General features: G+C 71.6%; 18 protein-coding genes. 6 read left to right on the top strand and 12 right to left on the bottom strand.

Annotated features, from left to right (window positions below):
- Positions 1–141: 141 nt before the first annotated feature.
- The 5 genes from ACGFU6_RS14265 to ACGFU6_RS14285 all read right to left on the bottom strand — a co-directional run bounded on the left by ACGFU6_RS14265 (position 142) and on the right by ACGFU6_RS14285 (position 10,727).
- Complete coding sequence (locus tag ACGFU6_RS14265; RefSeq protein WP_393610758.1) at positions 142–1,974, bottom strand: GMC family oxidoreductase N-terminal domain-containing protein; 1,833 nt, start codon at positions 1,972–1,974, stop codon at positions 142–144.
- Positions 1,975–2,026: 52 nt separating this feature from the next.
- On the bottom strand, positions 2,027–3,655 hold the full coding sequence (locus ACGFU6_RS14270; protein ID WP_393610760.1) for a succinic semialdehyde dehydrogenase: 1,629 nt from the start codon (positions 3,653–3,655) through the stop codon (positions 2,027–2,029).
- 192 nt (positions 3,656–3,847) lie between these two features.
- Positions 3,848–5,566, bottom strand: a complete 1,719-nt coding sequence (locus tag ACGFU6_RS14275) for a serine/threonine-protein kinase (RefSeq protein WP_393610761.1) — start codon at positions 5,564–5,566, stop codon at positions 3,848–3,850.
- A 130-nt stretch (positions 5,567–5,696) separates the two neighbouring features.
- Positions 5,697–8,600 (bottom strand): protein kinase, encoded by a 2,904-nt coding sequence (locus ACGFU6_RS14280; RefSeq protein ID WP_393610763.1) that lies wholly within the window; start codon positions 8,598–8,600, stop codon positions 5,697–5,699.
- A gap of 180 nt (positions 8,601–8,780) precedes the next feature.
- Positions 8,781–10,727: a serine/threonine-protein kinase gene (locus tag ACGFU6_RS14285; RefSeq protein WP_393610765.1), complete on the bottom strand. Its 1,947-nt coding sequence runs from the start codon at positions 10,725–10,727 to the stop codon at positions 8,781–8,783.
- 119 nt (positions 10,728–10,846) lie between these two features.
- On the opposite strand from ACGFU6_RS14285, the gene ACGFU6_RS14290 reads away from it, so the two are divergent.
- Complete coding sequence (locus ACGFU6_RS14290) at positions 10,847–11,929, top strand: serine hydrolase domain-containing protein (protein ID WP_393610766.1); 1,083 nt, start codon at positions 10,847–10,849, stop codon at positions 11,927–11,929.
- A 40-nt stretch (positions 11,930–11,969) separates the two neighbouring features.
- Here ACGFU6_RS14290 and ACGFU6_RS14295 read toward each other — a convergent pair whose 3' ends face one another.
- A complete protein-coding gene (locus ACGFU6_RS14295) occupies positions 11,970–13,676 on the bottom strand; it encodes a glycerol-3-phosphate dehydrogenase/oxidase (RefSeq protein WP_393610767.1) in 1,707 nt (568 codons plus the stop codon).
- Between the two features lie 249 nt (positions 13,677–13,925).
- On the opposite strand from ACGFU6_RS14295, the gene ACGFU6_RS14300 reads away from it, so the two are divergent.
- Both ACGFU6_RS14300 and ACGFU6_RS14305 read left to right on the top strand, forming a co-directional pair.
- The gene (locus ACGFU6_RS14300; protein ID WP_393610768.1) at positions 13,926–15,188 is read left to right on the top strand and encodes a nucleotide sugar dehydrogenase; all 1,263 of its coding nucleotides are present in this window, start codon (positions 13,926–13,928) and stop codon (positions 15,186–15,188) included.
- Between the two features lie 106 nt (positions 15,189–15,294).
- On the top strand, positions 15,295–15,870 hold the full coding sequence (locus ACGFU6_RS14305) for a hypothetical protein (RefSeq protein ID WP_393610770.1): 576 nt from the start codon (positions 15,295–15,297) through the stop codon (positions 15,868–15,870).
- Between the two features lie 170 nt (positions 15,871–16,040).
- On the opposite strand, the gene ACGFU6_RS14310 is transcribed toward ACGFU6_RS14305, so the two are convergent.
- From ACGFU6_RS14310 to ACGFU6_RS14330, 5 genes are all read right to left on the bottom strand, one after another.
- The gene (locus ACGFU6_RS14310; RefSeq protein ID WP_393610771.1) at positions 16,041–16,541 is read right to left on the bottom strand and encodes a hypothetical protein; all 501 of its coding nucleotides are present in this window, start codon (positions 16,539–16,541) and stop codon (positions 16,041–16,043) included.
- A gap of 340 nt (positions 16,542–16,881) precedes the next feature.
- On the bottom strand, positions 16,882–18,006 hold the full coding sequence (locus ACGFU6_RS14315) for a GuaB3 family IMP dehydrogenase-related protein (protein WP_003966886.1): 1,125 nt from the start codon (positions 18,004–18,006) through the stop codon (positions 16,882–16,884).
- A 103-nt stretch (positions 18,007–18,109) separates the two neighbouring features.
- Positions 18,110–19,612 carry an IMP dehydrogenase gene (gene guaB, locus ACGFU6_RS14320; protein WP_393610773.1) on the bottom strand — a complete coding sequence of 501 codons (1,503 nt, stop codon included), beginning with the start codon at positions 19,610–19,612 and terminating at the stop codon, positions 18,110–18,112.
- Between the two features lie 129 nt (positions 19,613–19,741).
- The gene (locus ACGFU6_RS14325; protein WP_073732620.1) at positions 19,742–20,317 is read right to left on the bottom strand and encodes a sigma-70 family RNA polymerase sigma factor; all 576 of its coding nucleotides are present in this window, start codon (positions 20,315–20,317) and stop codon (positions 19,742–19,744) included.
- Between the two features lie 285 nt (positions 20,318–20,602).
- Positions 20,603–21,214 carry a response regulator transcription factor gene (locus tag ACGFU6_RS14330; protein ID WP_003948568.1) on the bottom strand — a complete coding sequence of 204 codons (612 nt, stop codon included), beginning with the start codon at positions 21,212–21,214 and terminating at the stop codon, positions 20,603–20,605.
- Positions 21,215–21,627: 413 nt separating this feature from the next.
- On the opposite strand from ACGFU6_RS14330, the gene ACGFU6_RS14335 reads away from it, so the two are divergent.
- A complete protein-coding gene (locus ACGFU6_RS14335) occupies positions 21,628–21,963 on the top strand; it encodes a WhiB family transcriptional regulator (RefSeq protein ID WP_393610774.1) in 336 nt (111 codons plus the stop codon).
- 105 nt (positions 21,964–22,068) lie between these two features.
- Here the strand turns inward: ACGFU6_RS14335 and ACGFU6_RS14340 are convergent, their stop codons facing one another.
- Positions 22,069–22,959: a LysR family transcriptional regulator gene (locus tag ACGFU6_RS14340; protein WP_393610776.1), complete on the bottom strand. Its 891-nt coding sequence runs from the start codon at positions 22,957–22,959 to the stop codon at positions 22,069–22,071.
- A gap of 113 nt (positions 22,960–23,072) precedes the next feature.
- On the opposite strand from ACGFU6_RS14340, the gene ACGFU6_RS14345 reads away from it, so the two are divergent.
- Together ACGFU6_RS14345 and ACGFU6_RS14350 are read left to right on the top strand one after the other, a co-directional pair.
- Positions 23,073–23,738: an MOSC domain-containing protein gene (locus tag ACGFU6_RS14345; RefSeq protein WP_393610818.1), complete on the top strand. Its 666-nt coding sequence runs from the start codon at positions 23,073–23,075 to the stop codon at positions 23,736–23,738.
- 57 nt (positions 23,739–23,795) lie between these two features.
- Positions 23,796–24,569 (top strand): SDR family NAD(P)-dependent oxidoreductase, encoded by a 774-nt coding sequence (locus tag ACGFU6_RS14350; RefSeq protein ID WP_393610778.1) that lies wholly within the window; start codon positions 23,796–23,798, stop codon positions 24,567–24,569.
- The last annotated feature ends 64 nt before the right edge of the window (positions 24,570–24,633 follow it).

Consider the following 24,633-nt stretch of genomic DNA (forward strand, 5'->3'; position numbering starts at 1 on the left):
ACACCTTGCAGGTCATGCATGCGGAACCAGAACCACCGGTCGCATCCGTAACTCGGCTTCACCGGTAGAGCATGAGGGGCTGCACTCGGAGGGGGGTGCAGCCCCTTCTGCTGTCCCCTGCGCGTGCGGCCCCTCCGGACCTCAGGCCCGGCCGGACTCCTTCGGCGGCATCGCGGGCATCCCCAGGAACGGCAGCCTCAGCGCGCCGAACGCCTTCTCCGGAACGGCCGGTGCCTGCGGTTCGACCGCCGCCAGCCGCTCGTACGCCTCGCCCGCCGCCGGGCGGGGGTCCCGCTCGCCCTTGTTCGGCCAGAAGGACATGGCCCGCTCGGCCTGCGCGGTGATCGTCAGCGACGGGTTCACGCCGAGGTTGGCGGAGACCGCCGAACCGTCGACCACCGAGATGCCCGGGTGCCCGTACAGGCGGTGGTAGGGATCGATGACGCCCTCCTCGGCGCTCGCGCCGATCGGGCAGCCGCCGAGGAAGTGCGCGGTGAGCGGGGTGCCCATCAGCTCACCGATGTTGGAGCCCGCGAAGCCGTTGATCTCCTCGGCGAGCAGCGTCGCGCTCCGGGTGGCCTCCGCGATCTGGGTCGGGTTGGGCGCGCCGTGGCCCTGCCGGGCGGTGAGCAGGCCCTTTCCTATGCCGCCCGGCTTGCGGTAGGCGGTCAGGGAGTTGTCCAGCGACTGCATGACGAGCCCTATGATCGTCCGCTCCGACCAGTGCCGGTTGGAGAGCGAGCGCACGGCGAGCGCCGGGTGCCTGGCCATGTTGCCGAGCCAGCTCAGCACCCGGTGGGTGCCGTAGGGGACCTGGAGGACGGTCATCCCGCCCATCGCGTTGGATCCCCTGCCGTAGCGGACCGGTTCGATGTGGGTGTTCTCGTCGGGGTGGATCGAGGAGGTGATGGCGACGCCCCTGGTGAAGTCGGCCTTGGTGCCGTGCTTCCTGCGGTAGCGCCGGTCGGAGGTCTGCGCCCCCACGAGCCCCTCGGAGTTGGTCCGGGTCAGCTCACCGAGCCGGGACGAGACGCGGGGCAGCAGTCCCCGGTCCTTCATCGTGTGCAGCAGGGTCTGGGTGCCGTACGTGCCCGCCGCCACGACCACCTGACGGGCGCGCAGCCGCGTCGGCTTCGCCTTCCGGCGGCGGTCGGTGGGCACGGTGGTGACGCGGTAGCCGCCCTCCGGGTGCTCGGTGACCGCGACGACCGAGGTCATCGGGTGGATGACCGCTCCGGCCTTCTCCGCGAGGTGGAGGTAGTTCTCGTTGAGGGTGTTCTTCGCGCCGTGCCGGCAGCCGGTCATGCATTCGCCGCACTCGGTGCAGGCCTTGCGGGCGGGGCCCGCGCCGCCGAAGTACGGGTCCGCGACCGTGCCGCCGGGCTTGGCCCGCGCCGTCCCGTCGGCGTCCTTGCCGTCGCCGAAGAAGACACCGACCGGGGCGAGGTGGAAGGTGTCGCCGACGCCCATGGCCTCGGCGGCCGCCTTGAGGTGGACGTCCGAGGGGGTCGTCGTCGGGTTGAGCCGGACGCCGAGCATCCGCGTGGCCTGGTCGTAGTACGGCTTCAGCTCGTCCTGCCAGTCGGTGATGTGGGCCCACTGGCGGTCCTCGAAGAACGGGGCCGGGGGCACGTACAGCGTGTTGGCGTAGTTCAGCGAACCGCCGCCGACCCCCGCACCGGCCAGCACCATCACCTTGCCGAGCAGATGCACCCGCTGGATGCCGAAGAGTCCGAGCGCCGGGGCCCACAGGTAGTTCTTCAGGTCCCAGGAGTTCTTGGGCAGGGTGGCGGGGGTGAACCGGCGGCCCGCCTCCAGGACGCCGACCCGGTACCCCTTCTCGCTCAGCCGCAGGGCCGACACCGCGCCGCCGAAGCCCGAGCCGACGACCAGTACGTCGTAGTCGTACGCGGCGTCGTCCTCGGCCGCACCGCCGGGTCCGGCCTGATTCTGGGCAGGGCTGTCCTGGGACATGGCACTCCTCCGTACGAAAAGGACAGAAATGCTGCGGTGGTGCGGGGGCGGATCAGCGCAGCCGGAAGGCCTTCATCGCCTTCAGGCTGAGGCTCATGAACGCCGCGTACTTCTCGTCGTCCATCCCGAAGGACGGGGCGAGCGGGATCAACCGCTGCTGGGCGACCGTCTGGGCCTCGGTGTACTTGAGGATGCCCTCGGAGCCGTGCCGGCGGCCGAGGCCGGACTCCTTCATGCCGCCCATCGGGGACTGCACACTGCCGTACGCGGGGGCGTAGCCCTCGTTGATGTTGACCGTGCCGGTGCGCAGCCGGGCGGCGACCCGGTGGCCGCGCCTGCCGTCCTTGGTCCAGACGCTGGAGTTAAGGCCGTACGGGGTGGCGTTGGCGCGGGCGATGACCTCGTCCTCGTCGCTGAAGCGGTAGACGGAGACGACCGGGCCGAAGGTCTCCTCGGTGCAGACGGCCATCGACGGCACGACGTTGTCGAGGATGGTCGGCTCGTAGAACAGCGGGCCGATGTCGTCGCGGGCGACGCCGCCCGCGACGAGCGTGGCGCCCCTCTCGACGGCCTCCGCGACATGGCGGCTCACCGTCTCCAGCTGGCGCTCACCGACCAGCGAGCCCATGTCGGCCCCGTAGGCGAGGGAGCTGCCGAGCCGCATGGCCTTCGTGCGGGCGGCGAACCGCTCCAGGAAGTCGTCCGCGACCGACTCGTGCACGTACAGCCGCTCGATGGAGATGCAGAGCTGGCCGGCGGAGGAGAAACAGGCGCGGACGGCGCCCGCGGCGGCCTTCTCCACGTCGGCGTCCTTCAGCACCAGCATGGCGTTCTTGCCGCCGAGCTCCAGCGAAACGCCGACGAGCCGGGCCGCCGCGCCCTGGGCTACCTCGCGGCCGGTGCGGGTGGAACCGGTGAACGAGACGTAGTCGGCGTGCCTGACGACCTCGGGGCCCACCACCGGTCCGTCACCGAGCACGACCTGGAACACCTCGGCGGGCAGCCCGGCCTCGATCAGCAGGTCACGGGCCCACAGCGCGGTCAGCGCGGTCTCCGTGTCGGGCTTCATCACCACGGCGTTGCCGGACACGAACGCGGGCAGCGCGTCGCCCACGGACAGTTCGAAGGGGTAGTTCCACGGCGCGATCTGGCCGACGACCCCGCGCGGCTGGCGCAGCTCGGTGACCTTGGTGAGGGTCGGTACGACACCGGTGTGCCGCTTCGGCCGCAGGTACGAGCCGGCCTTGCGGCCGTAGTGCCGGGCGGCGACGGCGACGGCCTGCACCTCCTCGTGGGCGTGCAGCCGGGCCTTGCCGGTCTCCAGCTGGATGAGGTCGAGGACCTCGGACTGGCGGCCGAGCACCAGGTCGTGGAAGCGCAGCAGCACGGCGGCCCTGGCCCGGACGGGCGTCGCGGCCCAGGCCGGCTGGGCCGCACGGGCCCGCTCGAAGGCGGCGGCCACGTCCTCGGGGGTGGACTCCGGCAGGTCGGCCAGCTTCTCCCCGGTGAACGGGGTGTGGTTCGCCGTACGGCCGGAGCCGGCGACGCCGCGGGTCAGCTGGGCGATCACCTCGGGGGTCACGACGTCGGCGGCCGTGCGCACGCCCGCGGGCGCCGCGGCCACCGGGTTGGTGCCGACACCGGCGGCGGAGGTGGGCGTGGAGGCCTGCAAGTCCGTCATGAGGGCGAGAGTACGTCCAGCCGGATGCTTTGGGTACCCGTGGGTAACGGCTTTTCACAGTCCCCACAAGAGCCCTCCGCGAGCACCCGCCGATCGAGCCAGTGTCCACTGGCTACATAAGCGCTGATCAGGGGCTATCTTCCCGTGCTCGCGCTCCGCCGGCCGCGCTCGTACTTGCTGGGAGTGACGGCGTCAGCCGGTGTCCCCCGGCGCGCGCCAGCCGCGCAGCATCGTGTCGAACTGCTCCCGGGTGGTGTCCCAGTCCGCCGCCGGCCCGGTCATGTACAGCGCGTACTCCGGCCCGCCGTCGTCCGCGTAGTACATCTGGTCGATGGCGTGCCGCTGCTCGCCGTTGTTCTCGGTCCAGGTGAACTCCCAGAGCGATCCGGGGTGGTCACGGTAGACGTTGTCGCGCAGCACCAGGCCCCGGTACTGCGGCAGCCGCTTGCGCAGCCCCGGCTCCAGGTTCTGCATGTGCTGGTAGGAGGTCTCGAAGTCGGGCTGCTGGTCGATGCTGATGCGGAGGTAACGCTTGCCGTTGTCCGGGGTGTAGTCGATGTTCGTGCCGTTCGTCCGGCGCTCCCAGCCCTGCGGCACGAGGAGGCTGAACCCCTCCGGGTCGTGGACCCGCTTCCAGCCGGCCGGTACGCCCTTGAGCGTCGGATCGGGCTTCGGGCTGGGCTTCTTCGAGGCGTCGGGCGAGGACTTGTGGGGAGCCGGGTCCGGCGAACGCCCGCCCGGGTCCCCGGTACCGCCGCTCGCGGCGCTGCTCTCCGGGTGGTCCCGGTACTTCATCGCGGCGACCCCCGCGCCGACGCCGAGCAGCGCCGCCAGGGCGAGGACGAGCAGCGCCGTGCGCCACCGGGCGCGACCGGGCCGGGCCGCCGCCGGGGCGGGGCCGGCGGGGCCGGCGGGGTGCGGCTGCGGGGCGGTGCCGCCGGGGTAGGGCAGCTGGGCCGTGCCACCGGGGTGGGGCAGCTGGGCGGTGCCGCCGGAGGTGCCGCCGGAGCCCATCGCACGCAGGACCTCCTCCGGCACCTGCTGCGTCGGGACGTACGCCTGGGCCGCCCGGGGCTGGCGCCCCTCCATGGCCTCGATCAGCATCCGTTCCGTCTCCGCGGCCGACGGCCGGTCCGCCGGCTCCTTGCGGAGCAGCGCGGTGATGACGGGGGCCAGTGGCCCGGCCCGGACCGGGTCCGGCGGATCCTCCGCGACGACGGCCTGCATGGTGGATATCGGGGAGGTGCGCCGGAACGGCGATCTGCCCTCGACCGCCGTGTACAGCGTCGCGCCCAGCGACCACAGGTCGGACGCGGGACCGGGGTCGCCCCCGCGGACCCGCTCGGGCGCCAGGTAGTCGATGGACCCGACCAGTTCACCGGTCCTGGTGATGGTCGAGTCGCCCTCTATCGCGGCTATCCCGAAGTCGGTGAGCAGCACCCGGCCGTCCCGGGCGAGCAGGACGTTGCCCGGCTTCACGTCACGGTGCAGCACCCCGGCGCTGTGGGCGGCGCGCAGCGCGCCCAGCACGTGCAATCCGATCCTGGCGGCCTCGCGCGGCACCAGCTCGCCGGATTCCTTGGCGGCGTCGGCGAGTGACGGGCCGTCGACGTACTGCATGACGATCCACGGCCGGTTGTCGTACTCGATGACGTCGTGAACCGTGACCACGCCCGGGTGCGTGATGCGGGCGGCGGCGCGGGCCTCCTTCTGCGTACGGGCGTGCAGCACCACCCGGTCCGCCTCCGCGACGTACAGCCCGGCGGTCAGCTCCTTGACGGCGACGGTGCGGTGCAGCACCTCGTCGTGGGCTCTCCAGACCTTGCCCATGCCGCCGCGCCCGAGGACTTCACCGAGCCGGTATCGCCCGGCCAGCAACAGTCCCGCATCCGTGCCCTGTGATCGATCCACGTGTCCCTGCCCCGTTCCTTCGGATGACAGGTTACGGATGAGAGGTGCGGCCACGGAACCTCGCACCGCCCACGAGATCGCACTGTGATGCTTGTCGCGTCGTCCTGTCGCTCTGGGGTCCCCTGAGGTATCAGGGCGTCACGCGGTATGAGGCGATGGCCTGTTGGTAGATGTCCGAGACCTTGTCTCGCTGGTTCTCCGGGCCGATGACCTGAATGAGGTGGTACCGGCCCTTGACTATCATCGCGAGGTTGCGTACGTAGACCTCCCGGCCGGAGCTGTCCTGCCAGGTGAACTGGCCCTCCGCCATGGACTGTCGGCCGACGTCGATGCGGCGCAGCCCGCTCGCGGTGGACCAGCTGGAGTCCCGGAAGGGCTTCAACTCGGGTTCCTTGTCGCGCTGGTAATCGAGCGGGTCGGCGCCGTTCGTCTTGACGGTGTCGCGGCCGGGGACGATCAGCAGGGTGAAGCCGTCGCTGCCGTAGTGGACCTGACGCTCCGTGTTGGCGGGGCTGCGCTGCCAGCCCTTGGGCACGCCGACCTCGAAGCCCTCGTCGTCCTTGCGCAGGACGTAGCCGGACGGGAGCGCGACGGCGGACCGGCTGGTCTGCGGCTTCTGCTTCGCGGGGGACTTCGCCGGAGGCTTCGACGGGGAGGCAGACCCGCCGGAGCCGCTCGGACGGGCGGAGCCCGGATCGGGCGGTCCGGTCGCCGTACGGGACGGGCTGGCGCCCGCGCCTGACTGTGAACCGGACTTGGGCATGAACATCACGGCGTACACGATCGCCGCGACCAGCACCAGCAGGATCAGCACGAGCAGCAGCCGGCCGAGCCGTCGCGGCGCGCGCTGCCCGCCCTGCTGCGGGCGCGGCGGGGTGCGCAGCGCCTTGGGGCCCTTCGGCTCGCGCGGCGGCCTGACGGCCCGGGGCTCGCGCGGTTCCGCGCGTACCGGCTCCGCCTCGAGGCGCCCCCTGGCCTGGCGGTGGCGGCCGTGCGCCGCCCCGCCCCGGCGGCCGCGCCGCTTGCGGACGAGTTCGCCCCGGCGGCGTACGACGGGCAGCCGGGTCTCGTCCACGGACGGCAGCGGCACCACGTCGAGGCCGGCCTCGGGTTCGGGCGCCGACCGCACCAGGGAGCGCAGCCAGCCGCGCAGCTCCTCGAAGTCCGGCCGCTCGGTCGGGTCCTGCCGCAGCAGCGACTCGACGACGGGGCGCAGCGCGCCGCACTCCTCCGCGAAGGCAGGTGGCTCACCGCAGACCATCTGGACGAGCTCGGCGGCGTTCTCCTCGGGGTAGGGGGCGTGGCCCTGGACGGCGCGGTAGAGCAGCGCGCCCAGCGCCCAGAGGTCGGTGGAGGGGCCGATGGGCGGGGCCAGCTGCCAGTTCTCGTGGACCGGTCCGGCCTGTTCGGGCGCCCAGCGCTCGGTGACCGCGCCGACGACGGCGATCCGGGCCTGCCGCGCGCGCTCGGCGGCGAGGGTGGTGGCGGGGCCCCGGTAGGCGGGGGTGTCGCGGTCCCTCGCGACGATCTCGTCCCAGCGGCCCGGGGCGGCCTCCCCGGTCCCCCCGGTCCCGGCGCCCGGGACGGACGGCTCGCGGCGGACGACGGCCGGGGTGGCGCCCTGGCGCCGGGAGTCGGCCCGCAGGGCGTCCTCGCTGGAGCCGCCGGCCGGGACCGGGCGTCCGGCGCCCGGCCCGTCGTCCCAGGAACCGGTCAGATGCAGCCGCCGGGGCGGGGCCTGACCGTCGTCGTCATCGCCGTACTCGTCGTCCTCGTCCTCGTCGTCGTACGGGTCGGCGTCGCCGCCGTACCCGTAGTCGTAGGCCTGGGGGTCCAGCGGGTCGGGCAACCGGTCCGGGTCGCCGGGCGTCCGCGACCCGGCGGGGCCGCCCGGTCCGGCGCCGTCGCGCTGGGGCGGCAGGACGCCGGTGTCCCACGCCTCGTCCGCACCGGCGCGGCGCTCCTCCTCCTCGCTGACGCGGGCGGCGGCGGCGCGGGCCCCCGCCCGGTACGCGGCGATGGCGCCCGCACGCGCGGCACGCGCCTGGGCGGCGCTGCCGGGCTCGGACGCGGGGACGGGCTGCTGCGGCGTACGGCGTACGGACTCCAGCTCACCGGCGCCGCGGGGGCTGCCGGGGCCGGGCACGTAGCCCTGCCGGTACTCGGTCTCGTACTCGGACCCGGCCTCGGTCTCGGCCTCGGTCTCGGCTTCGTACTCGGTCCCGGAGGCGTACTCCGGCTCGGACGGGTACTCGGGCTCCGGCTCGCGCCCGGTTCCGTACTCGGGCTTGTACCCGGACCTCGGCCCGGCCATCGGCAGCGCGTAGGGCTCGTGGTCGTCGGGCCCCGGGCCCGGTTCGACCACCGGCGGGACGTACGGGCCGGTGGGGCCCGACTCCACGGCGGGGCCGCCGTACTCGCCGTCCTCGCCGGCTTCGTCCGGGCGTGGCACCGGCACGTAGCCGCAGAGGGCCTCCTCCGCCGCCCCGGCCGCCAGGCCGGTCAGTACGACGCGTCCGTCGTCGCAGATGAGCACGGTGCGCACGGTGATGTTGCGGTGGGTCCAGCCGTGGGCGTGCAGGACGCGCAGCGCCGTCAGGACGTCGGAGCCGATCTCCGCGGCGCGGTACGGGTTGAGCGGGCGCTCCGCGAGCAGCGCCGCGAGCGGCCGGGCCGCGACCAGTTCACTCACTATCCAGAGCGATCCCGCCTCGGCGAACACGTCGAAGACCTGGTCGAGCCTCGGGTGGTCGGGGACCTGGGCCGCCGCCTGGGCGGCCTCGATGGCGCGCCGGACCGCCGGGTCGGTGGACCGCCGCACCGTGCGCCCGCCGGGCCGCCGGGCCGGGGTGGGCAGGCCGTCGGCGTCGAGCACCTCCGCGTCCACGACTTCCGGTAACGGCACCTGCCGGACCAGGACTTCCTGTCCGCTATAGGTATCGAACGCCCGGGTTTCCACCAGTTCGTACGCATCGGACGGGGGCAGCGGAAGGCGGTAGCGGTCGGCAAGTACCCGACCCGCGTAGTCGTCCACGACGCCTCCCCAGAGCGCGCTGTCCCCCGGTCACGCAGACCGCACCGAAACCACCAATTGCGGTCACTTAACGTGCAATTGACATGCGGTTCCGGCTGCGTACGGTCTCCGGGCTCTCACAATACGTGGCAACGGGCGGCCGCGCGGCAGGGTCGGTGCAACCCGGCCCGGCAGCCGTCCTCAGCCGAGCGGCTTGAACGTGCCGAACGCCGTCTCGCGCAGCGTCTTGCACGCCTTGCCGTCCCACTCGTCGACCTTGCAGCTGATCATGATCGAGTAGCCGCGCTTCGCGTCGACCTTGAAGCCCCGGTTCAGTATCCGGCTGCGCTGGCCGTGTTCGTTGCGCTCGAACTGCCAGTCCGCGACGGTCGGGTACCCGTTGTACTCGACCTTCTTGATGCTCAGGTGCTGGTACCCGCTGCTGCTGCCGGCAACCGCGCCCTTCAGCGAGTTCCAGGCCGCGGCCGCGTCGTCGCCGGGCGAGCTGTTGTAGTCGATCTGGACGCGCGGGAAGCCCTTGTCGATGTTGTAGATGCCGCCGGAGTTGCTGCCCGCGATCGAATTGCGCTCGAATCCCTCGGGCATCGCCATGGTGAAGTGGAACCGCTTGTCGGTGACCGACTTGTACCCGGCGGGCAGCGCGCCCTTGCCGTCCGCGTCGCCCGAGTCGTCCGAGCCTTCCGACCCCTTGCCGGAGTCGTCCTTGCCCTTGCCCTGGTCCTGGCCGTCGTTCCCGTCCTGGCCCTGGCCCTGGCCCTGGCCCTGGTCCTTGCCGCTGCCGCCCTGTTCGGTACCGGCGGTGCCGGCGGAGGCGCCTGCCGTCGAGGCGCCGGCCGAGGCCGAGGGGTCGTCCTTGCCCTTGCCCGCGTTGTCCGTGCCCGTGTCGTCGCCGCCCAGTGTGAGCGCGAGGACCGTGCCGAGCACGGCGAGCACGATGACGGCCGCGATGATCGCCAGGGTGCGGCGCGGCACCACGTCCGTGAGCGACGCCTTGGGCGGGGCGCTCGGAGAGGTGGCCGGACGCGGCGGCGGTACGGCCCCGGAGGCGGTGGCCGCGGCCGTCGAGGGGGCCTTGGCGGGGCGGGCCGGCGCGGACGCGGCGGCGGCGGGCGCCGCCTTGGCGTTCCGCGCGGAGCGCAGCGCGCCCCGCAGCCGGTCCCGGGTGCCCTCGCCCGGTTCGCCGCTCTTCGACGCCGGCTTCGTGGGTGCGGGCACCTTGGGCAGCGCCATCACCTGGGTGGCGTCGGCCGGCGGCACAGGGACGTCCGACTGCTCGGGGGCGTTGATCACGTCGTTGAGCAGGGCGCGCGCACCGGCGTCGTCGAGCCGCTGCTCGGGATCGCGGGCGAGCAGACCGTAGATGACCTCTTCCAGCGGGCCCGCGTTCTTCGGCGGGTCGAGCGGCTCGGTCATCACCGCGGTCAGGGTCGCGATCGCGGAGCCCTTGTCGTACGGCGGGCAGCCCTCGACGCTCGCGTACAGCAGTCCGCCGAGCGACCAGAGGTCGGCCGGCGGGCCCGGCTTGTGCCCGCGGGCCCGCTCCGGCGAGATGTACGAGGGTGCGCCGACGAGCATGCCCGTGGAGGTGACGGAGGGGTCGCCCTCGACCTGGGCGATCCCGAAGTCGGTCAGTACGACCCGGCCGTCCTCGGCGATCAGCACGTTGGACGGCTTCACGTCCCGGTGCAGGATGCCCTCACGGTGGGCCGAGCGCAGCACGTCGAGTATGGCCAGCCCCACCTCGGCCGCCCGTCTCGGCGTCAGGACACCGTCCTCGCGCACCGCCTCGGCCAGCGACTTGCCCTCGATGAGTTCCATGACGATCCACGGCCGGTCGTCCTCGTCGACCACGTCGTAGACCGTGACCGCGCCGTTGTTGCGAATCCGGGCGATCGCCTTCGCCTCGCGCAGCGTACGCGTGATGAGACGGCGCTTCTCGTCGTCGTCGATGGCTGTCGGGAACCGCAGTTCCTTGACCGCTACCGTGCGGCCCAGCGTCTCGTCGACGGCACGGTGGACCGTGCCCATACCGCCCCGGCCGAGCACCTCCCCGAGCCGGTAGCGCCCCGCAAGGAGACGTCCGTCCTTGTCCCGTTGGGGCTCCCGTGCCTGCTCCGCCTCCGACATGCGTCCCCTCTGCGATCAACCCGCCCTGGCAGAGCGTTCATTGTCCCCTACCCCGGGACCGGCCCTGGTGCCGGGGCCCGGCTCCGCCATGATGTGGCCGGAGGAAGGGACTCCCTGACATGCCGACTCTAAGGGCACCGCTCGTCACCCTGTTGGTGACGGCGCTGCTCGGCCTCGGAACCGCGAGCCTGCCCAGCGAACCACACCTCACGCCCGCAGCCTCCTACCTGCCGAGGCTCGCCGTCCAGGGCCGGGCACCCACCGCAGCAGTCCTGGTACAGAGTTCCGCCGCCGGCCCCGGCAGCTTCCGGTCGACGGGACCGGGCATCCGCTACGCGGACCGTTTCCGGGCGGGCAGCATCACCAAGACCTTCGTCGCCACCGTCGTCCTCCAACTCGCCCACGAGGGAAGACTGCGGCTGTCGGACCGGGTCGAGCGCTATCTGCCCGGACTGATCCGGGGGCACGGCAACGACGGCCGCCGCATCACCCTGCGCGCCCTGCTCAGCCACACCAGCGGGCTCTACGACTACACGGACGACGGGTTCGCGCGTCCGCTCTCCGCCCTCGCGGCGATCCGTACGGCGACGAGCCACCGCCCCGCCTCCCGCCCCGGCCTGTTCACCTACTCCAATACCGACTACGCCGTGCTGGGCCTGGTCGTTCAGCGCGTCACCGGGCACGGCTACGCCACCGAGATCCGACGCCGCGTCATCGCCCCGCTCCACCTCACCGGCACCTCGCTGCCCGGCGCCCGCACCACCCTGCCCGCACCGCACGGCCGCGGCTACTCGCGCGATCCGGCGGGCGGCGGCCTGACCGATGCCACCGAGCTGGACCCGCGCACCGCGGGCGCCGCCGGTGAGCTGATCTCCACGCTCGCCGACCTGAACCGCTTCTACGCGGCCCTGCTGGGCGGGCGGCTGCTCCCGCCCGCCCAGCTCGCCGCACTGCTGAACACCGCTGCGGCGCAGGGCGACTACGGCCTGGGCATCTACCCGGAACGACTCGCCTGCGGGGTCACCGTCTGGGGCCACAACGGCCGCATAGCGGGCAGCTACGTCCGTACCGCCGCGAGCCGCGACGGCGGCCACATCATGACGTACCGCATCGACACGGACATCCTGTCCCACGCGGACACCCTCGAACCCGCGCTCCTGGAAGCGGAGTTCTGCCCGGCACGAACGGACCACGGACCCTGAACGGTCCGCCCGGACCGGACGGGTCAGACGGCTGGACGGGTCAGATGGGCTGGATGTCCGGCGCTCCGAGCCGCGCCGCGTCCGCCGTCAGGTCGTCGGGCTGGCGCTGCGACTCCCGTTCCGCCTCCACCCGCTTCTCGTAGTGCGTGACCTCGCGCTCGATCTGGTCCTTGTCCCAGCCGAGCACCGGGGCCATCAGCTCCGCGCAGAGCCGCGCGGAACGCGTGCCCCGGTCGAAGGTCTCGATGGAGATCCTGGTCCGCCGGGTCAGTACGTCGTCGAGGTGACGGGCCCCTTCGTGCGAGGCCGCGTAGACGATCTCGGCCTTCAGGTAGTCGTCGGCGGACGGCAGCGGCTCGCCCATCACCGGGTCGGCGACGATCAGCTCCAGGATCTCCTCGGTCATCGCGCCGTACCGGTTGAGCAGATGCTCCACCCGGGCGACGTGCAGCCCGGTGCGGGCGGCGATCCTGGCGCGCGCGTTCCACAGGGCGCGGTAGCCCTCGGCGCCCAGCAGCGGGATGTCCTCGGTGACGCAGTCGGCCACCCGCTGGTCGAGGCCGTGCACCGCCTCGTCGACGGCGTCCTTGGCCATCACCCGGTACGTCGTGTACTTCCCGCCCGCGACGACGACGAGGCCCGGCGCCGGATGCGCCACCGTGTGCTCGCGGGAGAGCTTGCTGGTCGCGTCCGACTCGCCGGCCAGCAGGGGGCGCAGCCCGGCGTAGACGCCCTCGACGTCGTCCCTGCTCAGCGGGGTGGACAGGACCGAATTGACGTGTTCGAGCAGATAGTCGATATCGGCGCTGGACGCGGCCGGGTGGGCCTTGTCCAGGTCCCAGTCGGTGTCCGTCGTGCCGATGATCCAGTGGCGGCCCCACGGGATGACGAAGAGCACGGACTTCTCGGTGCGCAGGATCAGGCCGGTGGAGGAGTGGATGCGGTCCTTCGGGACGACGAGGTGGATGCCCTTGGACGCCCGGACGTGGAACTGGCCGCGCTCGCCGATCAGCGCCTGGGTGTCATCCGTCCAGACGCCGGTGGCGTTGACCACCTGTTTGGCCCTGACCTCGTACTCACCGCCCGCCTCGACGTCCTCCACCCGGACGCCGACGACCCGCTCGCCCTCCCGGAGGAAGCCGGTCACCCGGGCCCGGTTCGCCACGTGTGCGCCGTACCCGGCGGCGGTCCGCACCAGCGTGGCCACATAGCGGGCGTCGTCCATCTGGGCGTCGTAGTACTGCAGGGCCCCCACCAGGGCGTCCTTCTTCAGCGCCGGCGCGACCCGCAGGGCGTGGCGGCGGGAGAGGTGCCGGTGCGTGGGCAGCCCCCGGCCGTGTCCGGAGGACACCGACATCGCGTCGTACAGCGCGACGCCCGAGCCCGCGTACAGCCGCTCCCAGCCCTTGTGCTGCAAGGGGTACAGGAACGGCACCGGCTTCACCAGATGCGGGGCGAGGCGCTCCAGCAGCAGCCCGCGCTCCTTCAGCGCCTCCCGGACGAGCGAGAAGTCGAGCATCTCCAGATAGCGCAGCCCGCCGTGGATCAGCTTGCTCGACCTGCTCGACGTGCCGGACGCCCAGTCGCGCGCCTCGACCAGGCCGGTCGAGAGCCCTCTCGTGACCGCGTCGAGTGCCGTCCCGGCGCCGACCACGCCCGCCCCCACGACCAGCACGTCCAGTTCGCGCTCGGCCATCGCTGCGAGCGCCTCGACGCGCTCCGCGGGTCCCAGTGTCGCTGTCCTCACCGCTGCCTCCCGGTAGATCGGGGTGGTCCGGGCACGGGGGTGCGGTCCGACCGGGGGGTCGGGCGCCCGTGCCCACCCCTCGATTCTGTCCGCGCTCCGCGACTTCAGCCACCGCCTGTGGACAACACCCGGGCAACCACGGCCCCACAATGCGACATATAGGTCATATTTACGCCTAGTCTGACATTGCGCTGTCCCCAGCGGTTGCGCTTTCTGTCTTCATGGTCTTAGGGAAGGACGGCCACCCACGTGCCTGCAGACCTCGCCGTCATCGGACTCGGTCACCTCGGCCTGCCCCTCGCCCAAGCCGCCGTCGCAGCCGGTATCCAGACCGTCGGCTACGACACCGACCCCCGGGCCTTCGCGGAGCTCTCCGCGGGCCGCACCCCCGTCGAGGGATCACTCCCCGCGTCCGACATCCGGCGCATGCTCTCCGGGGGTTTCCGCCCCACCACCAACGAGGCCGAGCTGGGCCGGGTCCGCACCGCCGTGATCTGCGCACCCACCCCGCTCGGCCCCGACCGCACCCTGGACCTGAGCGCCGTCGGCGAGGCGGCCCGTGCCCTCGCCGCCCGGCTGCGGCCGCACACCACGGTGCTGCTGGAATCGTCCGTGCCCCCCGGCACCACCGAGAACTTCCTGCTCCCCATCCTGGAGAAGGGCTCGGGGCTGCGCGGCGGACGCGACTTCCACCTCGCCCACTCCCCCACCCGGCTCGACCCGGGCAACCGCAGCCACGTCTACGCCAACACCCCCAAGGTCATCGGCGGCCTCACCCCCGCCTGCACCGAATCGGCCGCCGCCTTCTACGGCCGGCTCACCGACAAGGTCGTACGCGCCCGGGGCCCGCGCGAGGCCGAGATGACGAAGGTCCTGGAGACCAACTTCCGGCACGTCAACATCGCCCTGGTCAACGAGATGGCGGTGCTCTGCCACGACCTCGGCGTCGACCTGTGGGACGTCATCCGGTGCGCGGAGACCAAGCCCTTCGGCTTCCAGCCCTTCCGCCCGGGGCCCGGCGTCGGCGGCCACGGCGCCCCGGTCGACCCCGGCTACCTCCCGTACAGCAGCCGCACCCCCGGCCACCCGCTGCGGATGGTCTCGCTCGCCCAGGAGATCAACGACCGGATGCCGCAGTACGTGATCCAGCGCTGCGCCACCCTCCTCAACGAGCACGGCAAGTCCGTGCGCGGTGCCCGGGTGCTGCTGCTCGGCGTCACGTACAAGCCCGACCTCGCCGACCAGGAGGCCTCCCCCGCCCGCGAGATCGCCAACCGGCTCATCGACATGGGCGCCCAGATCGGCTACCACGACCCGCACGTACTGGACTGGCGGGTACGCGAACTCCCCGTCCCCCGGGCCGATTCGCTGTACGAGGCGGCCTCCAGCGCCGACCTCACGGTGCTGCTCCAGCACCACCGCACGTACGACCTCCAGGGGCTCGCCGTGAAGGCACAGCTCCTCCTGGACACCCGCGGCGCGACTCCGGCGGGGGCCGCGCACCGGCTCTGATCGCAGTCCCCCCATGGATTCCGGCGGGTCACTGTCGGAACCGACTGCTAGCCTGCGGCGTCACTCATCGCACACTCGTGCGCCACAGTCCCAGGGGGAACACACCATGAGCACGCCCGTACCACCGCCGAACCAGCCGTACGACGCCCAGCCGCAGCCCGGCAACCCGTACGCGGGCCAGCCCGGGCAGCCCGTCGCCCCGACCGGCAACCCCTTCGCGGGCCAGCAGCCGGCCGGCGCCCCCTTCGGCGGCGGCGCACCGTTCGCTCCGCTGGCACCGGCGCGCAACAACGTGGGTCTCGGACTGCTGGCCGCCGTGGCGGCGGCGCTCGTGGGGGCGTTCCTCTACGGCCTCATCGCCGGCTCGATCGAGCGCGAGGTCGGCTACATCGCCGTCGGCGTCGGCTTCCTCGTCGGCTTCGCCGCGAGCAAGGTCGGCGGTCGGAACCCGGTGCTGACCGTCGTCAGCGCCCTGCTCTCGATCGGCGCGGTCTACCTCGGCCAGATCGTGGGCATGTCGATCATCCTGTCCGACCTGGCGGACCAGTCGGCGTCGAGCATCTTCTTCGACCACTTCGGCGACCTCACGGACGCGTGGAAGCAGTCGGCCGACTTCAAGACGTACCTCTTCCTCGCGATCGGCGCGATCGGCGCGATCGGCGGTGCGCGCAAGGCGTCGTAGCCGGAACCCACCCCGGTATCGCAACGTCGGCCCTCAAGACCTGGTCAAGGTCTTGAGGGCCGACGTTGCGTTATGGAAGGGCAGCGGCTCGCTCATGCCCAGACGATGAGCACCCCGGAGAACCGACGGAACCGCCGAATCATTCACTTCATCGCGAGCAGGTCGAGAATTTACTTGGCCGAGTGCACGTAGCGGTAGCCGACTGCCTTTCGGGCGGTTCCCTTGCCCATGTAAGTCCCTCCGAACTTACTGTAGGCCTTGAAGGAATACGCCTTGTACAGCGGATACGCCTTGAGGGTGCCGTACTTCCCCTTCGGCACGGTCCAGCTTCCGGCCATGCTCTTCGTACGCGACTTCGTGACGTCGAACCCCACAGCAGCCGTCAACGATCCTGCGGTGACCGAGATCGATGAGCTCTTGGTGTTCCCCACCGTCTCCATGGCGGTCAGGGTGAGCGTCATGGGACCGCGCCCCTGGACGATGGCGATGTAGCCCTTGCCCTGCTGCAGCCCCAGGTACTTGACGCCCTTGATGTTGCAGAGACTCTGCGTCTTGACGCGCCCGAGGTCATCCGTGATGCGATGCACGCACGAATAGGACTTCTTCGCCGTCGCTGCCGAGCTGACCCCGGCCGACATACCGACAACGCTCGCCATCGCGGCCAGCACCACGACAGAACTCCGACCGACGCGGCCGAGTCCGCTTACCCGCTTCCACATCTGCGATTCCCCGATTTCACTTGGTCCAGCGCTTGAGAACCCTCAAGCGCTCGAAGTGACACCTCATAGAGCTCCCCGGGGTGTCACCGGAAAGGGCTGTAACCCTCCGTCAGCAACACATTCTCCCGAGTTGAGGAGAACATGAGCATCCGTCAGGAGGTGATTCGAGGAACCGCATTGACCTGGACTGCACAGCACTTCGCCCCGCCGAACAACTCGGCGGGGCGAAAAGGCCGGACCCGAAGCAACGATCAGCGGCCTCGGCCCGGGGCGTCAGTCATGCGGGACACGCTCAGCGGCGGTGCTGCGAGTCCGCCACCGTGACCTCGACGCGCTGGAACTCCTTGAGGTCGCTGTAGCCCGTGGTCGCCATCGCCCGGCGCAGCGCGCCGAAGATGTTCATCGAGCCGTCGGGGGTGTGCGAAGGACCGGTGAGGACCTCCTCCGTCGTCCCGACCGAGCCGAGGTCGACCAGCTTGCCGCGCGGCACGTCCTCGTGGACGGCCTCCATGCCCCAGTGCCGGCCGCGACCGGGCGCGTCCGTCGCGCGGGCCAGCGGGGAGCCCATCATCACGGCGTCCGCACCGCAGGCGATGGCCTTCGGCAGGTCGCCGGACCAGCCGACGCCGCCGTCCGCGATCACGTGCACGTACCGGCCGCCGGACTCGTCCATGTAGTCACGGCGGGCACCGGCCACGTCCGCGACGGCGGTCGCCATCGGGACCTGGATGCCGAAGACGTTGCGCGTGGTGTGCGCGGCGCCGCCGCCGAAGCCGACGAGGACACCGGCCGCGCCGGTGCGCATCAGGTGCAGGGCGGCGGTGTACGTGGCGCAGCCGCCGACGATCACCGGGACGTCCAGCTCGTAGATGAACTGCTTCAGGTTCAGCGGCTCGGCCGCGCCCGAGACGTGCTCGGCGGAGACCGTCGTACCGCGGATGACGAAGATGTCCACACCCGCGTCGACGACGGCCTTGGAGAACTGGGCGGTGCGCTGCGGGGAGAGCGCGGCGGCGGTGACGACACCGGAGTCGCGCACCTCCTTGATGCGCTGCCCGATCAGCTCCTCCTGGATGGGGGCGGCGTAGATCTCCTGGAGCCGGCGGGTCGCGGACTCGACCGGCATCTCGGCGATCTCGTCGAGCAGCGGCTGCGGGTCGGCGTGCCGGGTCCACAGGCCTTCCAGGTTCAGCACGCCCAGGCCGCCGAGCTCGCCGATCCGGATGGCGTGCTGCGGGGAGACCACGGAGTCCATGGGAGCGGCCAGGAACGGCAGCTCGAAGCGGTAGGCGTCGATCTGCCAGGCGATCGAGACCTCCTTCGGGTCGCGGGTCCGGCGGCTCGGGACGACGGCGATGTCGTCGAATGCGTATGCCCGGCGGCCGCGCTTGCCGCGCCCGATCTCGATCTCAGTCACGATGTGTGGCCTTTCCCTCTACGTCTGCGTGTCCAGTATCCCCGACACACGGATGAGGGGCGGTCCCGGGAACCCCGGACCGCCCCTCATCTGCGTTGTCGTACTACTTCCTGCTGTAGTTCGGTGCCTCGACCGTCATCTGGATGTCGTGCGGGTGGCTCTCCTTGAGACCCGCCGAGGTGATCCGGACGAAGCGGCCCTTGGACTCCATCTCGTCGACTGAGGCCGCGCCCACGTAGCCCATCGTCTGGCGGAGACCGCCGACGAGCTGGTGCAGGACGTTGGCCAGCGGGCCCCGGTAGGGCACCTGGCCCTCGATGCCCTCGGGGACGAGCTTGTCGTCCGAGGACACCTCGGCCTGGAAGTACCGGTCCTTCGAGTACGAGCGGCCCTGGCCGCGGGACTGCATCGCGCCGAGCGAACCCATGCCGCGGTACGACTTGAACTGCTTGCCGTTGATGAACTGCAGCTCGCCCGGGGACTCCTCGCAGCCCGCGAGCAGCGAGCCGAGCATCACCGCGTCGGCGCCGGCCACCAGCGCCTTGCCGATGTCGCCGGAGTACTGCAGGCCGCCGTCACCGATGACCGGGACACCCGCGGCGCGGGCCGCCAGCGCGGCCTCGTAGATCGCGGTGACCTGCGGGACGCCGATACCCGCGACCACCCGGGTGGTGCAGATCGAACCGGGTCCGACGCCCACCTTGACGCCGTCCACACCGGCGTCGACCAGGGCCTGGGCGCCGTCGCGGGTCGCGACGTTGCCGCCGATGACGTCCACGCCGACGGCCGACTTGATCTTCGCCATCCAGTTGAGGGCGTTGCTGTTGTGACCGTGCGAGGTGTCGACGATGAGGAAGTCGACACCGGCCCCGGCCAGCGCCTGGGCGCGGTCCAGCGCCTCCGGGCTGGCGCCGACGGCCGCTCCGACGAGCAGCCGGCCCTCGGCGTCCTTGGCCGCGTTCGGGTACTGCTCGGCCTTCTTGAAGTCCTTGACCGTGATGAGGCCCTTGAGGATGCCCGACTCGTCGACCAGCGGAAGCTTCTCGATCTTGTGGCGGCGCAGCAGCTCCATGGCGTCCACGCCGGAGATGCCGACCCGGCCGGTGACCAGCGGCATCGGCGTCATGACCTCGCGCACCTGGCGCGAGCGGTCCGACTCGAAGGCCATGTCGCGGTTGGTGACGATGCCGAGCAGCTTGCCCGCCGGGTCGGTGACCGGGACGCCGCTGATGCGGAACTTGGCGCACAGCGCGTCGGCCTCGCCGAGCGTGGCGTCCGGGCTGACCGTGATCGGGTCGGTGACCATGCCGGACTCGGACCGCTTCACCAGGTCCACCTGGTTGACCTGGTCCTCGACCGAGAGATTGCGGTGCAGCACACCGACGCCGCCCTGGCGGGCCATGGCGATCGCCATGCGGGCCTCGGTCACCTTGTCCATCGCGGCGGACAGCAGCGGGATGTTCACGCGTACGTTCCGCGAGATGAGCGACGAGGTGTCGACCGCGTTGGGCAGCACGTCAGATGCGCCCGGCAGCAGCAGCACGTCGTCGTATGTCAGCCCGAGCGTCGCGAATTTCTCGGGCACTCCGTCGACGTTTGCAGTCATGACACCTTCCCCAAATGGCCTTGATCGGTGCGGATGTCCATGCTAACGGCCTCCGTGCGTGTCTCATTCCACGAGCAAGATCACCCGGAGGTTCTGTACCTTCCTACGGGAGCCGCGACGGGCTCCGGCTCACTGCTCGGCGAGGGCCCGCAGCCGGCTCAGCGCACGGTGCTGGGCGACCCGGACCGCGCCCGGCGACATGCCCAGCAGCTGCCCGGTCTCCTCGGCGGTCAGCCCGACCGCGACGCGCAGGACGAGCAGCTCGCGCTGGTTCTCCGGGAGGTTGGCGAGGAGCCTCTTGGCCCAGGCCGCGTCGCTGCTGAGCAGCGCCCGCTCCTCGGGCCCGAGCGAATCGTCCGGCCGCTCGGGCATCTCGTCGGAGGGCACCGCGGTCGATCCGGGGTGCCGCATCGCGGCCCGCTGGAGATCGGCCACTTTGTGGCCGGCGATGGCGAAGACGAAGGCTTCGAAGGGTCTGCCGGTGTCCTTGTACCGAGGCAGCGCCATCAGCACGGCGACGCAGACCTCCTGCGCCAGGTCCTCCACGAAGTGGCGGGCATCACCGGGCAGACGGTTCAGCCGGGACCTGCAGTAGCGCAGCGCGAGGGGGTGGACGTGGGCCAGCAGGTCATGGGTGGCCTGCGCGTCGCCCTCGACGGCGCGGTGCACCAGAGCACCGATCACCGTCGTTCCGTCGTCGCGCATCGGACCATGGTGCCCCGGTGCCGCGTCATCCGCGGCACCGCGTCCGTAGTTGTGCACCGAAGCGTTATGAGCGGGTGCGCCGGAAGTCATGTCCTGCGCCCTCCCCTTCCGCTCGACCGAATCGTTCCCGAGGAACTCCACATCTCAAGGATGCGGCATCGGCCGGGAAGCGTCACATACCGCGGGGGCGGCGGACTCCGCGGGCGGGAAACCGCCGGGCCCCGGGCCGCCCCGTCCGCCGGTGTGCGGACGGGGAATGGATCGACTGCCGGCCGTGCCCGGTCCTCAGCGGACCAGGCCCCAGCGGAAGCCGAGCGCGACGGCGTGCGCCCGGTCCGAGGCTCCGAGCTTCTTGAACAGACGCCTGGCGTGCGTCTTCACCGTGTCCTCGGAGAGGAACAGCTCACGGCCGATCTCCGCGTTGGAGCGGCCGTGGCTCATCCCTTCGAGCACCTGGATCTCACGCGCCGTGAGCGTGGGCGCCGCGCCCATCTCGGCCGACCGCAGCCGGCGCGGGGCCAGCCGCCACGTCGGATCGGCCAGCGCCTGGGTGACGGTCGCCCGCAGCTCGGCCCGGGAGGCGTCCTTGTGCAGATACCCGCGGGCCCCGGCGGCGACCGCGAGCGCGACCCCGTCCAGGTCCTCGGCGACGGTCAGCATGATGATCCTCGCCCCGGGGTCGGCGGAGAGCAGCCGGCGGACCGTCTCCACACCTCCCAGACCGGGCATGCGTACGTCCATCAGAATCAGATCCGAACGGTCGGCACCCCAGCGGCGGAGGACTTCCTCGCCGTTGGCCGCCGTCGTCACACGCTCGACGCCGGGCACGGTCGCGACCGCGCGACGGAGCGCCTCTCGGGCAAGCGGGGAGTCGTCGCAGACGAGGACGGATGTCATGACCGCCCTCCGAAGCTGATGCGCGTCACCTTGAGCCTCCAGGCTGTTACAAGTCGTCACCTGTGCGGTTGACGCTCTCGGACATCTGCCCGATCGCTTTCTGTGTCAACCGCCTCCGCACTCTCAACGATGGTCACTCGAAAGAGTTACGGGTCGGAGAACAAGGTTCGGCACTCTACGTGAGGGCGTGAACACGGAGGCGAGCCGCCACGGGTCGTGCAGCCGTCAACCGAACCTTCACAGGAACTTATGCACCATTTAGCGGGTTTTCTTTCCTTTTCATGGTGTCTGTGACTAGATTCGCAATCAGTCATATTTACATCTACTAACACCGTAGATGTACGGTCATGAACACGGTCAAAGACGGACAGCAACGACGTTTCCGACTCAGCATGGTTTCGAGGGGACAAGCAATGGCAGATTTCTCCCGCCTTCCCGGACCCAACGCCGACCTGTGGGACTGGCAGCTGCTGGCGGCCTGCCGCGGGGTCGACAGCTCGCTGTTCTTCCACCCCGAGGGGGAACGAGGCGCCGCCCGGAGCGCCCGCGAGACCTCCGCGAAAGAGGTCTGCATGCGGTGCCCGGTACGCGCCGAGTGCGCGGCCCACGCACTGGCGGTACGAGAGCCCTACGGAGTGTGGGGCGGACTGACCGAGGACGAACGCGAGGAGCTCATGGGGCGGGCCCGCAACCGGCTGATCGCCGCGACAGCGCCCGCAGGACCGGCCTCGCCGCCCGGACACGGCTGACTACCGGCACGGCCCCAGTGCGGCAGAAACGTTTCTTCGGCGTATCCGAACGCCCACGCCGCACGCGCCGCACCCTGCGGCCCGTGCCCCGTGCCCCGCGACCCCTCAGCGGGCGGCCGCCAGCGACAGCTGGTCCAGCGTGGCGGCCACCGCCGGGACCTGCGCCAGGTCGGGCAGGGTCAGCGCGACGATCTCGCGCTCGATGGCCGGCTCCACGGTGACGGTCAGGGCGCCCCTCGGGCGTACCGACTCGATCGCCAGCGCCGGCAGCACGGCCACCCCGAGGCCGGCACCGACCAGGCCGATCACGGCGGGGTAGTCATCGGTGGCGAAGTCGATCCGGGGGGTGAAGCCGGACTCCTCGCAGACCTCCACCAGCTGCCTGCGACAGCGCGGGCAGCCCGCGATCCACGGTTCACCGGCGAGTTCGGCGATGTTCACCGCCGGCCGGCCCGCCAGGTGGTGGCCGTCGGGCAGCAGGCCGATCAGGCGGTCGGTGAGCAGCGGGCGCACCACCAGGTCGTCCCACTCGGCGCCCTGCGTGCCGTAGCGGAAGGCCAGCGCGATGTCGCAGTCCCCGTCGCGCAGCATCTCCACCGAGCGGGGCGGCTCGGCCTCGACCAGGGAGACCCGGGTGCCGGGGTGGGCGGCCCGCAGCGCCGCGAGGGCGCCGGGGACCAGGGTGGAGCTGCCGCTCGGGAAGGACACCAGCCGGACCCGGCCGGCCCGCAGGCCGGCGATCGCGGCGACCTCCTCCTCGGCGGCGGTGAGCCCGGCGAGGATGCCCGAGGCGTGCCGTACGAGCGCCTGGCCGGCCTGCGTCAGCCGCATCTCGCGTCCGGTCCGGATGAGCAGCGTGGTCCCGGCGGAGGACTCCAGGGCCTTCATCTGCTGGCTGACCGCGGGCTGCGTGCAGCCCAGCTCGCGGGCGGCGGCGGAGAAGGAGCCGGTGGCGGACACGGCTCGCAGGACGCGGAGATGACGGGCTTCGATCACCCTTCGAATATAAGCGACTCTTGGGTCAGGTACGAATTGTTCGCGTGTGACTTTGAGCCGAAATGCCTTCGGCAGCCGCTCAGGGCCGTCGGTACCGTGCGGGGATGAGTGCGATGAGAGTGCTGACCGTGAACACGGGCCGACCCGTGGCGGTGCCGTACACCGACTCCCCCGGCGGGGTGACCGGGATCGACAAGCGTCCCGTCGACGGTCCCGTGCGGGTCACCGACCCCGGCCCCGAGGGCACCGGCGGCAGCGGTCTGGCCGGGGACGCGGTCTGCGACCTGCGCTTCCACGGCGGCTCCAACCAGGCGGTGTACGCCTTCGCCCGCGAGGAGCTGGACCGCTGGGAGGAGGCGCTGGGGCGCCCGCTGCCCAACGGGGCCTTCGGCGAGAACCTGACCACGGGCGGCATCGACGTCAGGGGCGCGCTGATCGGCGAGCGCTGGCGGGTCGGCCCCGATCTGGTCCTGGAGATCACCTCGGGCCGCATCCCGTGCCGTACGTTCGCCGGTCACCTCGACGAGCGGCAGTGGGTCAAGCGCTACACCCGGGCGGCCACCCCCGGGGCGTATCTGCGGGTGCTCACGCCCGGCGCGATCCGGGCCGGTGACCCGGTGGAGATCGTGTACCGGCCGGACCACGACGTCACGGTGGAGCTCCAGTTCCGGGCCGTGACGACCCGGCGGGAGCTTCTTCCGCTGCTGCTCCCGGCCGGGGAGGCGCTGCACCCCGACCCGCTGAGGCAGGCGCGGGAGTACGCGGCGCGGCAGCGGTGAGCGCGGGGCGCCGGGCGGCGCGTCAGGGGGTCAGCGCGGGGCACTAACGTGCCGCGTATGACGACTGCACTGATTACGGGCGCCACCGCGGGCATCGGGGCCGCGTTCGCGCGGCGGCTCGCGGCCGAGGGGCACAACCTGGTCCTGGTGGCCCGCGACACCGAGCGGCTGCGCGAGCAGGCCACCGAGTTGCACGACCGGCACGGCATCGAGGCCGAGGTACTGCCCGCCGACCTGTCGGCGGACGAGGGGATCGCGGCGGTCGAGGCCCGCCTGGGCGACCGCCTGCAGTCCGTCGACCTGCTGGTCAACAACGCCGGGTTCGGCAACAAGGGCAGCTATCTGGACGTCCCCATGGCCGACGAGCTGGCCATGCTGAAGGTGCACTGCGAGGCGGTCCTGCGGCTGACCTCGGCGGCCGCGGCCGGGATGCGGGAGCGCGGCAGGGGCGGAGTCGTCAACGTGGCCTCGGTGGCGGCTTTCGTGCCCCGCGGTACGTACGGGGCGTCCAAGGCGTGGGTCGTGCAGTTCACCCAGGGCGCGGCCAAGGACATGGCGGGCTCGGGAGTGCGGCTGATGGCGCTCTGCCCCGGCTTCGTACGGACGGAGTTCCACCAGCGGGCCGGGATGGGCACCGGCAACATCCCGGGCTGGATGTGGCTGGACGCCGACAAGCTGGTGGCCTCGGCCCTGGCGGACCTGGCGCGCGGCAAGTCGGTCTCGATCCCCGATCCCCGGTACAAGGCGCTCATGGGGCTGGTGAAGGTGACTCCGCGCGCTCTGCTCGGGGGCGTCACCTCCAGGACGGGCCGCAAGTACGGACCCCGCTGACTGCCGGTCCCCCGGCACCGTGACGTCCCCGGCCGATTGTGATCGAATGATCAGAACAGTACAT

Source organism: Streptomyces sp. NPDC048462, from assembly GCF_043200175.1.
Taxonomy (GTDB): Bacteria; Actinomycetota; Actinomycetes; order Streptomycetales; family Streptomycetaceae; genus Streptomyces.

Coding starts and splice junctions, on each gene's coding strand:
- ACGFU6_RS14265 (WP_393610758.1), bottom strand. CDS start 1,974: ATGTCCCAGGACAGCCCTGCCCAGAATCAGGCCGGACCCGGCGGTGCG.
- ACGFU6_RS14290 (WP_393610766.1), top strand. CDS start 10,847: ATGCCGACTCTAAGGGCACCGCTCGTCACCCTGTTGGTGACGGCGCTG.
- ACGFU6_RS14350 (WP_393610778.1), top strand. CDS start 23,796: ATGACGACTGCACTGATTACGGGCGCCACCGCGGGCATCGGGGCCGCG.
- guaB (WP_393610773.1), bottom strand. CDS start 19,612: ATGACTGCAAACGTCGACGGAGTGCCCGAGAAATTCGCGACGCTCGGG.
- ACGFU6_RS14305 (WP_393610770.1), top strand. CDS start 15,295: ATGAGCACGCCCGTACCACCGCCGAACCAGCCGTACGACGCCCAGCCG.
- ACGFU6_RS14335 (WP_393610774.1), top strand. CDS start 21,628: ATGGCAGATTTCTCCCGCCTTCCCGGACCCAACGCCGACCTGTGGGAC.
- ACGFU6_RS14285 (WP_393610765.1), bottom strand. CDS start 10,727: ATGTCGGAGGCGGAGCAGGCACGGGAGCCCCAACGGGACAAGGACGGA.
- ACGFU6_RS14345 (WP_393610818.1), top strand. CDS start 23,073: ATGAGAGTGCTGACCGTGAACACGGGCCGACCCGTGGCGGTGCCGTAC.
- ACGFU6_RS14325 (WP_073732620.1), bottom strand. CDS start 20,317: ATGCGCGACGACGGAACGACGGTGATCGGTGCTCTGGTGCACCGCGCC.
- ACGFU6_RS14270 (WP_393610760.1), bottom strand. CDS start 3,655: ATGACGGACTTGCAGGCCTCCACGCCCACCTCCGCCGCCGGTGTCGGC.
- ACGFU6_RS14330 (WP_003948568.1), bottom strand. CDS start 21,214: ATGACATCCGTCCTCGTCTGCGACGACTCCCCGCTTGCCCGAGAGGCG.